General features: G+C 38.4%; 11 protein-coding genes. 8 read left to right on the forward strand and 3 right to left on the reverse strand.

Annotated elements, in window-relative coordinates; all coding sequences use genetic code 11:
* Positions 1–104: 104 nt before the first annotated feature.
* Both KCG35_RS09470 and KCG35_RS09475 read right to left on the reverse strand, forming a co-directional pair.
* Entirely contained in the window at positions 105–1,169 is a 1,065-nt protein-coding gene (locus tag KCG35_RS09470) for a tetratricopeptide repeat protein (RefSeq protein ID WP_215819451.1), read from the reverse strand.
* Positions 1,166–2,545, reverse strand: a complete 1,380-nt coding sequence (locus tag KCG35_RS09475; RefSeq protein WP_215819452.1) for an adenylate/guanylate cyclase domain-containing protein — start codon at positions 2,543–2,545, stop codon at positions 1,166–1,168. The genes KCG35_RS09470 and KCG35_RS09475 overlap by 4 nt, the downstream gene beginning before the upstream one ends.
* A 907-nt stretch (positions 2,546–3,452) precedes the next feature.
* Between KCG35_RS09475 and KCG35_RS09480 the strand changes: the two genes are divergently transcribed.
* The 6 genes from KCG35_RS09480 to oppF all read left to right on the forward strand — a co-directional run bounded on the left by KCG35_RS09480 (position 3,453) and on the right by oppF (position 11,475).
* On the forward strand, positions 3,453–4,787 hold the full coding sequence (locus KCG35_RS09480; RefSeq protein WP_215819453.1) for an FAD-dependent oxidoreductase: 1,335 nt from the start codon (positions 3,453–3,455) through the stop codon (positions 4,785–4,787).
* Between the two features lie 953 nt (positions 4,788–5,740).
* Positions 5,741–7,357: an ABC transporter substrate-binding protein gene (locus KCG35_RS09485; RefSeq protein WP_215819454.1), complete on the forward strand. Its 1,617-nt coding sequence runs from the start codon at positions 5,741–5,743 to the stop codon at positions 7,355–7,357.
* Positions 7,358–7,574: 217 nt separating this feature from the next.
* Entirely contained in the window at positions 7,575–8,498 is a 924-nt protein-coding gene (gene oppB / locus KCG35_RS09490) for an oligopeptide ABC transporter permease OppB (RefSeq protein ID WP_215819455.1), read from the forward strand.
* Positions 8,499–8,596: 98 nt separating this feature from the next.
* Entirely contained in the window at positions 8,597–9,505 is a 909-nt protein-coding gene (oppC, locus tag KCG35_RS09495; RefSeq protein ID WP_215819456.1) for an oligopeptide ABC transporter permease OppC, read from the forward strand.
* Between the two features lie 12 nt (positions 9,506–9,517).
* Entirely contained in the window at positions 9,518–10,486 is a 969-nt protein-coding gene (gene oppD, locus KCG35_RS09500) for an oligopeptide ABC transporter ATP-binding protein OppD (protein WP_215819457.1), read from the forward strand.
* Positions 10,483–11,475, forward strand: coding sequence for a murein tripeptide/oligopeptide ABC transporter ATP binding protein OppF (gene oppF, locus KCG35_RS09505; protein WP_215819458.1), 993 nt, complete (start codon positions 10,483–10,485; stop codon positions 11,473–11,475). Before oppD ends, oppF begins: the two co-directional genes overlap by 4 nt.
* Before the next feature lie 91 nt (positions 11,476–11,566).
* Here oppF and KCG35_RS09510 read toward each other — a convergent pair whose 3' ends face one another.
* The gene (locus KCG35_RS09510; RefSeq protein WP_215819459.1) at positions 11,567–11,860 is read right to left on the reverse strand and encodes a PA4642 family protein; all 294 of its coding nucleotides are present in this window, start codon (positions 11,858–11,860) and stop codon (positions 11,567–11,569) included.
* A gap of 568 nt (positions 11,861–12,428) precedes the next feature.
* On the opposite strand from KCG35_RS09510, the gene KCG35_RS09515 reads away from it, so the two are divergent.
* Both KCG35_RS09515 and KCG35_RS09520 read left to right on the forward strand, forming a co-directional pair.
* The gene (locus KCG35_RS09515; protein WP_215819460.1) at positions 12,429–13,130 is read left to right on the forward strand and encodes a protease inhibitor BamI-like protein; all 702 of its coding nucleotides are present in this window, start codon (positions 12,429–12,431) and stop codon (positions 13,128–13,130) included.
* A 34-nt stretch (positions 13,131–13,164) separates the two neighbouring features.
* On the forward strand, positions 13,165–14,448 hold the full coding sequence (locus KCG35_RS09520; protein ID WP_215819461.1) for a zinc-dependent metalloprotease family protein: 1,284 nt from the start codon (positions 13,165–13,167) through the stop codon (positions 14,446–14,448).
* Positions 14,449–14,466: the final 18 nt, after the last annotated feature.

The raw sequence follows: 14,466 nt of genomic DNA on the forward strand, positions 1-14,466 counted from the left end.
TTTTGTGTGATATTTATCACTTTGAGACTTCGGTTGTGCAATAAGCATTTATATTCTAAATCGAGCGTGTTTGCCTTAATATTTTTTTCTTTATCTGTCAGACATTAGTGAGTTGCAATGTCGTCGTGATTATCTTTTTGTAACTGGTTTAATTTTTTCAGAAAACGTTTAGCTCGATCAATGTGATTATGCAGTTCCTGATTTTTTGGCGTTAGTTGCAGTAATGGCTTCCATGTCGCAAGCGCTTGTTCTGGATACCCTGTGCTGTATAACTCAATGCCTTTTTGGGTTTGTGCCTGAACATAGTATTGGGTTTGCTGCTTTAGTGCTTTTCGTTGTTTTTTAAGGTCAGGATCGTTAGACGCTATTTTCTCAATTTGGCTGAATAACGATTGGGCTAACAGAAAATCCTGCCGCTGTAATGCTAGAGAAAAACGTTCCTGAAGTTTGCTCAATTGCTTGATATTATTAGCGGCATTTTTGTTTTGCTGATTCTCTTGTTGACGTTGTTCGGCTTGCTCTGCAAGAAGTTCAGCATGCAATGGTTTTACAGGGGCTCGTGCGGCAAGTGCCTCTTGTTGTTCTTGGGCTGCAATTTTGGCTAATTGCTTTTTAAGAGACGTTATTCGCTCTTCATCTGCTGTGTGATATGGCAGTTTACTTGCTAATTGCAGGCACTCCAGTCCTCGTTGAGATCGTTTTAAAGCTACAGCATTGTCGGCACACTGTAGTAAAAAATAATACAGTTCTCCTTGATTTGCTTTGGCTGACTTGAGTTGTTGACGAATATGTAAATTGCTCGGATCAGCCTCTGCCATTTCTTCAAGTAAGTTAATTTCATCACTGAGTACAGTGGCTTGTAATAAATAAAGTCGATTTTGTAGCTTGGTGATATGGATATCACGTTGTGATCGTGTTTGTTCAAAAGCGGCTTGCAGTTTTTCATCATCAGGTTTGAGCATTAATGCCTGCTCATAACGTGTAAGTGCCGTATGCCACTTTTGGTTTGCTGCTGCTTTCTCTGCTTCTGCTGTTAAGGATTCAACGTTTTTGGTTGGATAGGGTGGTTTTTCTCTATAGGTGAGGAAAGCTTGAGGTAGTCGACACCCTGTAAGCTGTATACAGCATAATGCAACTAAGATAGAGAAGCGAAATGACGAGTATTTCATTGGTCTTGCGCCTCGTGGAGAATCTTTTTGACTAATTCTCGCATTGTCTCGTGATATTCACCTGTGAGATTAGTCACGCGAAAGGCTTCTATTTCCATTGCTTTGCCTTTAAGCGATAAGGTGCCATGGTGTTGTACACAAATCTTGTTTTTTACCGTTGGGTGCTCATAGATGCTAGAGGGGATAATAATTTGTCCTGAGCCTGCTTTGTCTGCTAAACGGGAAGCTAAATTAACTGCATCGCCAATAACAGTGTATTCCAAGCGTTCATTGGCGCCTAAGAGACCCGCTAGCATTAAACCACAGTTCATTCCTATCCTCACATTGACAGGGAATAGACCATTTGCTTGTCGTTTTTTATTGACAACGCGAATTAATTTTTGTACGGCAACAGCATAAGCAATAGCGTTTAATCGATGGTCGTCATCTGGTGTTGGTGTACCAAATACAACCATTGCACAGTCACCAATAAATTTATCTACAATACCTGAAAAAGCCGTGCTGCATTCATAAAAATAACTAAAATACTCGTTCAGCATGGCTGCAACGTCTTTTGGTGACATGTTTTCTGATAAGCTGGTGAAACCTACAATATCTACAAAGACAACAGTGGCTTCGACTTGTTGTCCTCCACCAATGGTGACTTCATCCATTTTTTCCAAAAGCTGTGTGGCCACACTTTTAGATACAAAGCGTGAAAAAATAGACTCAATCTGTGAACGTTCACCAAAGCCTTTTGCTAATGTTTTCATGCTGGCGGCGAGATAGCTAAGCTCATCCTGAGATAAGGAGACGTTTTTTTCTTCATTACCATGGTTGAGTGCTGCAGAGGCTGCATTCATAAGGCTGTGAATGGGTCTAGATAGACGGCGCCCCATAACGATAGCAATAAAGCTCATCAGTAATGACAGGATTACTGTTGTGAGGATAATTCCTTTGACGGAACTGCGTACAACTTCAAACATGCGCACTTGGCTAAAACTAACCATTGCGTATCCTGCAACAACATCTTGGAACTGGATGGAGCTAACAAAAGCAACCATTTCGGCTTTTTCAGAATAACTTCCAGGTTTTTTCCATTCGATGCGAAATGTGTGATTAGGTAACCGGTTTTCTTCAATGAGTAATTCGTTGACAGTTGCTTGTGGAATATAACCTTGGGCAACCATGAGTTCGCCATTATTGGTGTAAATTGCCACACCTTTTATATCTGACTCATTGGAGAGATTGTTGGTTAAAACCTTTAGTCCAACTAAATCATCAGTAAATAGGGGCTCTTGGGCTGCGGCAGCAAGCTGATTAACGATAGTGGTACCAAAATCATCTACTTGCTCTCTCATTAGGCGGTATTGATTTGTTGTGATCACTGTACCCATGATGGCCATACCTACGGTCATTGTGAGGGTAAGGATAAAAGCAAGCTTGTAGGCAATGGGTAAACGTATACTTTGCCAGACGGAAGGGGTCTGTGATAAGGACGATGGAGTTGACGTATTAATCGCGTTTGACAATGTATGGCCCAAATAGCAAATGAGTTATACCTAATTTTGACTAATGTCTATTTAGTTGTATCTAGTGTATTGGCTCATAGTTTGATGATACGTGTTGTATTAAGCAGTAAAATAAGACAGCTTATCAATTATGTATTGCTTTGTTTTGGATAAGTACTCCTCAGAAATAATTTGTTTGATCATAATTTAAACATGTAATGCTTGCGATAAGTTATCACAGTTTGAGTGAGTAATACGCTCTTTTTACTGCGTTGCAGCTTACATTGATGTAGATAATGTAAGTCATTAAGATACCTCACTAAAAGACAATGCAGGAAACCTGTATGCTATATAAGATTTATCTTAATCAAAAGAATAGCCATCAAATAATGACAATTATTAGTAATTTTGTGGAGCGTATTATACCAGTTTACTATGTGGCATCTTGCTAAATAATTTTGTTCTACGTCTCATTTTGATTAAGAGCAAGTTCTAATATGCGGTGTAATTTATGAGCCGTGTTATATCAAAAGCCTCTTACTTGTTGGGAGTTAAAACACTCCTTAAGTTTAGGCTTTATGTGAAAGTAGCTGTGGCATCATACAGCTGATACTTTGAGTCTATAGATAAGAATAAGTTAGATTTATATTCACCATTTTTAATATCAATGGGAATACGCAGTCAAATAGGTTTGAATTCGGTATAATGAGAGCGCTGTACTTATCCAGTCGCAGCAATCTCAACGCGTGAAGCTATAAACATACTAAAAGCACCTTAGAGAGCCGAAGCAGTTATGACTGTACATACCCATGATGTATTGATCGTTGGCGGTGGCGTATCCAGTACCGCACTCCTCTATGAACTCGCAAAATTTACTAACCTCAAGTCTATTTGTTTAGTTGAAAAGTACTATGACTTGGCTCAGGTGAGCTCCAAAGGTAGTAATAACAGTCAGACAATCCATTGCGGCGATATTGAAACCAACTACTCCTTGGAAAAGGCTCTTGTTGTCAAGCGTGCTGCAGATATGCTTAGAACATACGCCTTGCAATTGCCAAAAGAAGAATATGAGCAAATTGTGTTCAAATACCCCAAAATGGTACTGGGGGTTGGTGCAAAGGAGAGTCAGTTTCTTCGAGAACGTTTTGAGGTATTTAAGCAACATTTTCCCAGTATGGAGTTGTTTGAGAAAAGCGATATCGCCAAAGTCGAACCGAATGTCGTTAATCTCAACGGTCGCGAACGGCCAGAAGAGCTGGCAGCACTAGGTGCTGTAGATGAGTACACAGCGGTAGATTTTGCTGCACTCGCTCGCTCTTTTGTGGCACAGGCAAAGCAGGTTCAAGACAAGTCCATCGATATTTGCTTAGGTACAAAAGTTGAGGACATTCGTCAAGATGGGGAACGGTTTAGAGTAGTAACAGATAAAGGTGACTATTTTGCTAAATTTGTTGTTGTATCTGCTTGTGGACATAGCTTGCTCTATGCTCAGAAAATGGGCTATGGCTTAAATTTTTCTTGTATGCCTATGGCGGGGAGCTTTTACTTCACTCCTAAAGTATTAAATGGAAAAGTTTATACTGTTCAAAATGATAAACTTCCTTTTGCCGCTATTCATGGCGATCCTGATGTATTGGTAGATGGCAAAACCCGGTTTGGACCTACAGCACTATTATTGCCGATGCTGGAGCGTTATAACCCCGGAACTATTTTAGACTTTTTAAAAGTACTTCGATTAGATAGTGCTGTCGTTAAGGTATTTTGGGATTTATTAAAGGTACCTGATATTCGTAATTACATTTTTAAGAATATGTTATTTGAAGTACCTTATGTCCGACGTCGTTTATTCTTAAAAGATGCCCAAAAAATTATTCCTTCTTTGACATTAGCTGATATTTCTTTTGCGAAAGGATTTGGTGGTGTAAGGCCACAATTAATTGATAAAGAGAAAAAACAGCTATTAATGGGCGAGGCCAAAATTAAAGAAAAAGGTATTATCTTTAACATGACACCCTCTCCAGGAGGGACCAGTTGTTTGGATAATGCGGAGAAAGACTTGCGGTCAATTGTTGACTATTTAGGCTGTGAGTTTGATGAAAATAAATTTAAAGAGACATTGTTTGCGTGATTGTTTTTTAATCAGGCCCTTTAAGGGCCTTTTTTGTGCACTAATTTAGATCGTGCTGCACCTTTATTGTGCGCATTTGATAATCTACTTGTTAATTTTTTTGTGTATTAATAGGCTATTTTTCATACGAATAGAAAACTAGTTAGTGTTGAGTAATCTTAAATACACTATTGCTGCTGATAGCACACAAATCTTTTTAATGGCATAAGCTATTATTTAATAGATTAAGCAAACTTGGCACTTTTTATGCTGGATATAAAAAGTGTTAACTCCTTCCAAATTGTTATTTTTCAGCAGTGACTTGTTCACTGCTTTTTTATTTGTGTTCTCTAAATTAGGCTTTATTGAAGTTAAGGTTGACAGCGCGCTAATAAAGTAAAATTTATATTTCTAGTAATATTTTAGCGCTGTATTTTTTACTCATTCTATAGGAAAAACAGCCTTTAATCAGTAGGGCGAGCTATCTTCACAGATACCTTCAGTAAAGGATTATATTAGAAATATCTTTATTTTGGCGTCTTATAGCTCACTTGCCTTTAGTAAACTTAGTTTGCTGACTGTATAATAATTATCTAGAATGTAACAGATTGTTTATTTTGAGTGTATTTTATTTTATAAAAAGAGATTAATAGGTTGTGTACCAATGAGCACTCAGGGGAAGGGGACTTACTCTGAAGCTTGTACCCTTTGCTAGTCATTTTTAGAGGGTGTGTTTAGATCTTGTTGCCAGTGTACTGTTATCCAGTCACTCAGGAAGTAGTCAGTGGAATTACTACATTACTTTTTTGGCACAGTCAGCACTTTTTAAATTAGTTGAAAGCTGCTGTCACTTATTGTGCAGAAGCTTGGCCCGCTAATAATGACTCTCTATGGGTATTGCGTAGTAAACGCCAAAATAATGAAAACATAATGAAAAGTTGATTGCGTTTGTTTTGCCAATAGGAGTCTTGACTATGATACTAAAAAAGATCTCACATGCTGTGTGTATGTCCTTTCTATGTATAGGCATTGCCACACATGCTGCTGTTGTACCAGAAGGAGTAAAGCTGGATAAAGAACAACGCCTCATTCGGGGCAATGGTTCAGAGCCTGCCTCTATAGACCCTCAAAAGATTGAAGGAACACCTGGTTCAGCCATAGCGCGCGATTTGTTTGAGGGGCTTGTTTCTAATGCCCAGGATGGCAGTGTAATACCTGGTGTTGCTGAACGCTGGGATGTTAGCAAAGATAAGATGGTTTATACCTTCCACTTGCGTAAAGATGCTCACTGGTCAAACGGAGACCCAGTCACTGCTGAAGATTTTGTATATGCCTTTCAACGTGGTGTCGATCCTAAATTAGCGTCTAATTATGCTTGGTACTTTGAGCTTGCGGCAATTAAAAATGCAGGCGCTATTATCAATGGTAAAGAAGATAGATCTAAATTAGGTGTTAAAGCTGTTGATGGTCATACTTTCCAAGTTACACTGGAGAAACCTTTACCTTATTTCGTTAAGATGATGGTGCATACAACCACATACCCAGTACCCAAAAAAGTGGTTGAAAAACTTGGTAGTCAGTGGACTCGTCCTGGCAAAATGGTATCCAACGGTGCGTTTAAATTAAAGAGCTGGGTTGTTAATGAAAAAATTGTTTTAGAGCGTAACGCTGAATACTGGGACAACAAGCACACCGTCTTAAATGAAGTTGTCTTTTTACCGATTCAAGAGCGGAATGCTGAGCTTGATCGTTATCGTGCTAATGAAGTGTATCTGACCTATGAGCGGTTACCCATAGAGCAGTTTAAGCGTATTAAAAAAGAAATGGCTGACGAATTACACATCACTAGTCAGGCATCAACTTACTACTACAGTTTTTACACACGTAAAAAGCCATTTGATGATGTAAAAGTAAGAAAAGCTTTATCATTAGCAATTAATCGAGAAGTAATTACTGACAAAATATTAGGTATGGGACAGTTACCAACCTTTAATTTAACCCCAGCAAATATTGATGGGTTTAAAGCACCTGAGAATAACATTGCTAAGCTATCTCAGAAAGAACGCAATGAAATGGCGAAAAAGTTATTAGCTGAGGCAGGATACTCAAAAGACAAGCCTTTATCTTTTACGCTGCTATACAATACAGATGACAATCATAAAAAGATTGCAGTCGCAATTGCTTCCATGTGGAAAAAAACGTTAGGCGCTAAAGTTTCACTCGAAAATCAAGAGTGGAAAACATACCTTGATAATAAGCGTTTAGGTAATTTCCAAGTAGCAAGAGCTGGTTGGAATGGTGACTATAATGAAGCATCAACCATGCTTGATTTGATGACATCAAAGAACAGCTTGAATGATCCAAAGTATAACAATCCTGAGTATGACCAGTTGCTTGTTAATGCCGTTAAAGCTGAAAATCCTGGTGAGTTTTACTTGAAAGCAGAGCAACTGCTTGCCCGTGATGTGCCTATTGCACCCATTTATCATGATGTGACAGCCCGTCTTGTTAAGCCGTTTGTTGGTGGTTACCACAATCAGGACCCACTGAATAATATTTACTCAAAAGATTATTACATCATCAAACATTAACAATACAAAGCATATCTATAGCGAGTATATACAAGGAGAGTAACCTGTGATATTAGCTCGATAATTAATAGTACAAACTATTTGTTATTGAGCTGATTTATTGGTTATAAGTCTTAAAAAATCGTTATAGCTAAAAGCGCTGGCTCTGATTTTTATTTAATAATTAAATATATTATGAATAAAAACTAGTCGGCAATTGCTACGGCGGGATCAGTTTATGTTAAAGCTAATTATGCGCAGACTTGTTATTGCTGTGCCCACCTTATTAATTTTGATTGCCATTTCTTTTTTTCTGATGCATTCTGCACCAGGAAGCCCATTTACCTCCGAACGAGCACTCCCAGCTGAAGTGCTTGCCAATATCGAAGCAAAATATCATTTAAATGAACCTGTTTGGAAACAGTTTTTTATTTATCTTGGTAATTTACTACAAGGAGATCTAGGTCCTTCTTTTAAATATAAGGATTATACTGTTAATGAATTGTTGGCTCAGGCATTTCCTGTTTCAGCCAAATTAGGCATTGCTTCTTTTGTTGTTGCAGTATTGTTTGGCGTGACATTTGGTGTGGTGGCAGCGATAAGACAAAATACGTGGATTGACTATACCAGTATGACCGTTGCGATGACGGGAGTCGTTATTCCTAACTTTGTATTGGCTCCGCTTATGGTGTTGATATTCGCCATTATGTACCGATGGCTTCCAGCGGGTGGCTGGAACGATGGTCAGTTTAAATACATGATCTTACCTGTTATTGCAATGGCAACGCACTACATTGCGGCTATCGCACGTATAACTCGGGGGAGTATGATTGAGGTCTTAAATAGTAATTATATCCGTACAGCTCGAGCAAAAGGCTTACCAGGTGGATATATTATTTTCCGTCATGCATTACGTCCAACGTTGCTGCCTGTCGTATCTTATTTAGGTCCTGCTTTTGTCGGTATTATTACTGGATCAGTTGTCATAGAAACCATCTTTAATATTGGTGGTGTTGGTCAGCTGTTTGTGAATGGTGCGCTAAATCGTGATTACTCAATGGTAATGGGACTAACCATTTTAATCGGTGTTTTAACAATTAGTTTTAATGCAATTGTCGATATTTTGTATGGGCTTATCGACCCTAAAATTCGTTATGCATAGAACAGAGTGTCTTCACTGATACAGTTTCAAAATAAAATAATGTATCTGTCATCAGTGAAAGACAAAAAAATAATGCCGGTGAGAGAAGAGATAAACACATGTTGACGCTAACCAAAAAAATCAATGTACTGGATAATCTGGTAGAAGCTTCTGAGGTTAAAGGGCGAAGTTTATGGCAGGATGCCTGGATACGCTTTATTAGAAATAAAGCCGCCATATCAAGCTTAGTTTTACTGTTATTAATTACGATAATGACATTTATTGGTCCCAGTATCAGTGAGTATGTCTATGATGATACCGACTGGGGGGCTATGGATGTTGCACCATCAATGGATAATGGACATTACTTTGGCACAGATAGTTTAGGTAGAGATATATTTGTACGCACGATGATGGGTGGACAAATATCGATGCTAGTCGGTGTCTCTGGTGCATTAGTGGCTGTTATATTTGGTACACTTTATGGTGCTATTTCAGGTTTTTTGGGGGGGAGAGTCGATAATTTAATGATGCGTACCCTTGAAGTACTGAATTCATTTCCTTTTATGTTTTTTGTCATTTTATTAGTAACATTTTTTGGGCGAGATATTTTACTCATTTTTGTGGCGATAGGCATGGTGTCGTGGTTGGATATGGCCAGGATAGTGCGTGGGCAAACATTAAGTATGAAAAATAAAGAATTTATTGAGGCTGCTCATGCTTGTGGTGTGCGCACCAATAAAATAATTACACGGCATATTGTTCCTAATGTGTTAGGTGTGGTGGTTGTTTATGCCACTTTGTTAGTACCAAGCATGATTTTATTTGAGTCTTTCTTGAGCTTTTTAGGATTAGGCATACAAGAACCCCAAACGAGTTGGGGGGCCCTCATATCTGAAGGACGTAAAACCATGGATTTATACCCATGGCAGTTATTGTTTCCTGCTGGATTTCTAGTAGTGACACTATTTTGTTTTAACTTTATTGGTGATGGTTTGCGTGATGCATTAGACCCCAAAGACCGCTAGGGAGAAGATAGTATGTCATTACTGGCAGTAAATAATCTTAAAGTTCAGTTTTCTACACATGATGGTGTGGTTACCGCAGTTGATGATTTAACATTCTCCTTATCTGAGGGAGAAACACTTGGTATTGTCGGTGAGTCAGGCTCAGGAAAAAGCCAAATGGCATTTTCTTTGATGGGATTGCTCGCAAAAAATGGTCAAGTATCAGGATCAGCTGAGTTTGAAGGGCAAAATATTTTAAACTTACCACCTTCAACATTAAATAAAATTCGTGCTGAAAAAATCGCTATGATTTTTCAGGATCCGATGACTTGCCTTAACCCTTATATGAAAATAGGCAAGCAGTTAATGGAGGTATTAATCCTTCATAAAAATATGTCAAAGCAGGAAGCTAAAGCAGAATCAATTCGATTATTGGATGCGGTAAAAATTCCTGAAGCTAAAAAGCGTTTCGATATGTATCCCCATGAATTTTCGGGAGGAATGCGGCAACGGGTTATGATTGCGATGGCTTTGCTGTGCCGGCCTAAACTGCTTATTGCTGATGAACCTACCACAGCATTGGATGTTACCGTTCAGGCACAAATCATCACATTATTACAGGAATTAAAAAAGGAATTTAATACGGCAATTATTATGATTACTCATGACTTAGGTGTCGTGGCAGGGCTATGTGATAAAGTCATGGTAATGTATGCTGGTCGTACCATGGAGTATGGCTCTGTCCAAGATGTTTTCTACAAACCAACACATCCTTATACCAAAGGGTTACTTGACTCTATTCCTGATTTAGAGAGTGATCAGGCAGAATTACGGACCATTCCAGGTAATCCACCCAATTTATTGAGTTTACCTAAAGGTTGTCCATTCCAGGAACGTTGCCAACATGCTGTAGATCTCTGTCGTACAGAGAAACCAGCCTTAACATCCTTTAATAATTATCAACAGCGTGCTTGTCATCTGAAAGAGGAGGCGGTCGCATGATTACACAACAGAATGTCATAGCCCAAATCCGTGATTTAAAAGTGCACTTTCAGGTTGACAAAGGGCGTCGTTGGCCATGGGACCCTAAGCCTGTTTTAAAAGCTGTTGATGGCGTGAGTTTTGATATCTATGAAGGCGAAACACTAGGCGTTGTAGGTGAGTCTGGGTGCGGCAAATCGACTTTGGCGAGAGCATTAATTGGGCTTATTCCTGCTCAGGATGGTCAGGTGCTTTGGCTGGGACAGGACTTAACTCAACTTGATGAGAAAAAGCTTCGGGTTAAACGGCAGGATTTGCAATTTATATTTCAGGATCCGTTAGCCTCCTTAAATCCAAGAATGACCATTGGTGAAATCATTGCCGAACCATTGATTAGTTTTTATCCCCACCTGGCTCGTAGAAAGGTTGAGGAAAGAGTGGAAGTCATGATGAAGCGTGTTGGTCTTCTGCAAAATGTGATTAACCGCTATCCCCATGAATTTTCTGGTGGACAATGTCAGCGTGTCGGTATTGCTCGAGCACTTATTTTAGAGCCTAAACTCGTAATATGTGACGAGCCTGTGAGTGCTCTGGATGTGTCTATACAAGCCCAGGTGGTCAACTTACTGAAAGAACTACAACGAGAGATGGGATTATCATTGGTGTTTATTGCTCATGATCTGAGCGTAGTAAAGCACATCAGTGATCGTGTTATGGTGATGTACTTGGGTAATCTGGTTGAGTTAGCCGATAGGCACGAGTTGTATGATAATCCGTTGCATCCTTACACAAAGGCACTTCTTTCTGCTGTTCCGGTGCCTGATCCAGAAAAAGAACGTAAGAAGCAAATGCAATTATTGGAGGGGGATTTGCCATCACCCATCAACCCACCTGTTGGCTGTGTTTTTTGTACTCGTTGTCCGATCAGTGAGGATCGTTGTTTTCGTGAGCGCCCAACATTGATAGCACGTGATGGGCATCGAGTCGCATGTCATAAAGTGGATGAGTAACTGAAAGTGTCTACTCGGCTTTATCATATTGACGGCAAGTGAAAACTTGCCGTTTCTTTGTGCCTGGAAGTAAGTATTTGGATGCTGGTTATTATTGACTGGCTCCCAACTTTTCCATGGCTGTCACATAGGGGGAAGCTTCTGCGTGTTGGTACAAAAGTGTTAGAAAAGTCTTCCCTGACGGATTTGTTACATTGATGTCAAAGCCTGCTTCTACATAAAAGCTTAAGAAGTGAGCAAAGTCATCCTCCCGTAAGCTTTGATAGGCTCTCTGTAAAATATAGTAACCTACCGGAGTATCATCTGCTGGATGTACTTCAAGAAGCGATTTAATGCGATCATCGCTTAGAGTTTCTCCGATTACTTTTTGTTTGTCTTTTTTCATGCTATTCACAGTGTTTGCAGTATGTAGACGTTGTTTTTACTCAATAACTTACTCAGTATTATTCTTCTATCTGCTTGAATGTAAAAGACTTTGTTATAATTTTTAATGATAAGGTTATATAGAATTATATTTAGTGATTATGATCGTATACCTATAGCTCGATTTTTAGGTGCTTGAAAATAGCAAAAGCTCCTATAGGAATGATGTATACTTCATGAAAAGATGAATCATTAAAATATATTGTTATTTTCCCTCCTTATAACTTCCTTTAATCCCTTAAAATTTTTACTTCTAGATTCGACACATTAGTAGGATTTGTTGTTATTGCTAGTCTTAACAGGCCAGACTAGCCCCACTAAAAAACCTTTGTTATGGCTATACATAATGCCATCTGATAAATGCTAATCCTAAAGGACTATATATTTTTAAAATAAAAAATAGTTGTTTAATTCCAATTGTTTTTATAAATGCGCTTTGTTTTGGGATGAGCTTCAAAACAAAATTATGACGGAATAGGTATAAATTGCGTGTATTAATTACCCTTAAAATGTAATAAAGAGTAACAAGGATGCGTCATAAAAAAACAGCTCTAGCCGTTGCAGGCTTTATCTTTGGCTCAGCCATCGTAGGTTTGGTTAAACTAACAGAGTCAAACACTACTCCCATTAAAATAAGTGAAAATAGTGTAGAAGCGCCTGAAGTAAAGCAGGATTTTCATCTTCCATTCTTACAAGAAAAAGTGGTTCATCAAACGAAAGAACAAAAGGCAAAGCAAGTCAATAATATTGGAGCTAATACATTATGGAGCGTAGATGAGTGGCAGCCGACTTATGATGCGGAAGGCTTAACTTATTATGAAACAAAAACTGATTCAGCAGTGTTTTCTTCTTTAGCTCCAGGTCAAACACTGACATTTCAAATACCACAAGAGCAGATTCCATTTTCAGTAACTTTTTCTAAACAGAAAAAAGGGTTTGGGGATATAGATATTGTAAGTGGAGATATTCCAAATACAACTCAAGGTGCTTCTGTCGTTAAAGGTAAGCTTGATACTCATCTTACGATTATTACAGCAAACTCAACTTATACCGTTATTGTTGATAATAAAACAGGAAAAACAAAAATAATTGATGAAAAAGAGCGCGCTAAACAACAATTCATTGATGAAAATGATGGCTTGATTCAACCTAAAGTTGAAGAGCCATTACCTCCAGGTATAGATAAAAACCAACTAACGAATAATAACGTTCATGGTCATGAACACTCTTAAGTAAACAAAAGCCGATACTAAATAGAGGGAAATTATGAAATTATTAAAAAATAAAATGATTGGGTTAAGTACAGCAATAGGACTATCGTGTTTAACTATGCTTTCAGCCGCAGAAGCAAAAACACTCGATATGCTTTTGTTATATACACCTGAAGCGACAACAACGTGGGAAGGGCGAGATATAAATGCTCGAATTAATAGTTTTGTTGAGTACTTTAACCGCACGTTAAAAAATAGTGATGCAGGATTTGATGCCAGAATTGTCCATATTCAGAAAGTAGATTGGGCTGGCGATCTTAATAGGGCAACGAACCAAAAATTAAATCAAGTAAGTTATGACCAGCGGATTAATCAGCTACGTGATAAATATGGTGCTGATATTGTTTCTGTTGTTTATAAAAACCCTCCTGGAGAGTCATGTGGTATTGGCTGGATTTCCAGTGGCGCTAATGATGGTTCTTTTTACCGTAATTCAGCAAGAGGTGATCATGGTTATAACCTGTCAGCAGTAAATTGCTATATTTATATTGTAGCGCACGAAACAGGCCATAATATGGGGCTTCGCCACTCGTTACCTCAAGATAATGAAAGTGGTTATAACCCCTATTATCACAGCTTAGGCTCATTCACGTTCAGTAGAGGTTGGGGTGAAAATAATACATTTCACACACCTATGGCTTATCCTTCAGCTTATGGCACCTGGAATGTTCAACCTATATTCTCTAACCCCAGAAAAAATATTTGTGAAGGACGAGCTTGTGGCAGTGACAATGTTGCAGATGCAAGTAGAGCGTTATCTGAAATGGGTAATCAGCTTGTTTCTTTCCGCCCCACTAAAGTGACGAATACTACTAACACAACAACTACACCAGTTTATACACAACAAAAGAGTGACTTCACCTATGACTTTGCAAAATCAATGTCAGGGTGGAATGGGTTTTATAGTTCATTAAACTATGCCTATGATCATCGGAACAGAAGTAACCAGATACTGGAAGTTAAAAACAGCAGTTACTACTGGACGGGAACTATTGGCAATGTGAAAGAGCATATTAAAGCAGGGGAAAATTTCCAAGTTAGCTTTGATACTTGGATAAGTACTTCAACGCCATTATATGCATATCTTTATGTTGTAAATACTAATGGTCAGTATCAGTGGATTCCTGTAAGTACACAAAGTGTTTCTGGTTGGCGTTGGACAACATTACAGGGTGTAGTTAATGTCCCTAATCAAAGTATTAAATATGCTGAACTTTATATGTATACTCCTGGATATAAAGGATTCTTTGTAGATAATGTGAGAATAAAGCAATTATAAATTAGATATTGATAATTT

The sequence above is a fragment of the Zooshikella harenae genome (assembly GCF_018837975.1).
Taxonomy (GTDB): Bacteria; Pseudomonadota; Gammaproteobacteria; order Pseudomonadales; family Zooshikellaceae; genus Zooshikella; species Zooshikella harenae.

What these genes read in the sequence shown, in the direction of transcription:
- KCG35_RS09480 (WP_215819453.1), top strand. Translation starts at nt 3,453, where the DNA reads ATGACTGTACATACCCATGATGTATTGATCGTTGGCGGTGGCGTATCC.
- KCG35_RS09475 (WP_215819452.1), bottom strand. Translation starts at nt 2,545, where the DNA reads ATGGGTACAGTGATCACAACAAATCAATACCGCCTAATGAGAGAGCAA.
- KCG35_RS09510 (WP_215819459.1), bottom strand. Translation starts at nt 11,860, where the DNA reads ATGAAAAAAGACAAACAAAAAGTAATCGGAGAAACTCTAAGCGATGAT.
- KCG35_RS09515 (WP_215819460.1), top strand. Translation starts at nt 12,429, where the DNA reads ATGCGTCATAAAAAAACAGCTCTAGCCGTTGCAGGCTTTATCTTTGGC.
- KCG35_RS09470 (WP_215819451.1), bottom strand. Translation starts at nt 1,169, where the DNA reads ATGAAATACTCGTCATTTCGCTTCTCTATCTTAGTTGCATTATGCTGT.
- oppF (WP_215819458.1), top strand. Translation starts at nt 10,483, where the DNA reads ATGATTACACAACAGAATGTCATAGCCCAAATCCGTGATTTAAAAGTG.
- oppD (WP_215819457.1), top strand. Translation starts at nt 9,518, where the DNA reads ATGTCATTACTGGCAGTAAATAATCTTAAAGTTCAGTTTTCTACACAT.
- KCG35_RS09520 (WP_215819461.1), top strand. Translation starts at nt 13,165, where the DNA reads ATGAAATTATTAAAAAATAAAATGATTGGGTTAAGTACAGCAATAGGA.
- KCG35_RS09485 (WP_215819454.1), top strand. Translation starts at nt 5,741, where the DNA reads ATGATACTAAAAAAGATCTCACATGCTGTGTGTATGTCCTTTCTATGT.
- oppC (WP_215819456.1), top strand. Translation starts at nt 8,597, where the DNA reads ATGTTGACGCTAACCAAAAAAATCAATGTACTGGATAATCTGGTAGAA.
- oppB (WP_215819455.1), top strand. Translation starts at nt 7,575, where the DNA reads ATGTTAAAGCTAATTATGCGCAGACTTGTTATTGCTGTGCCCACCTTA.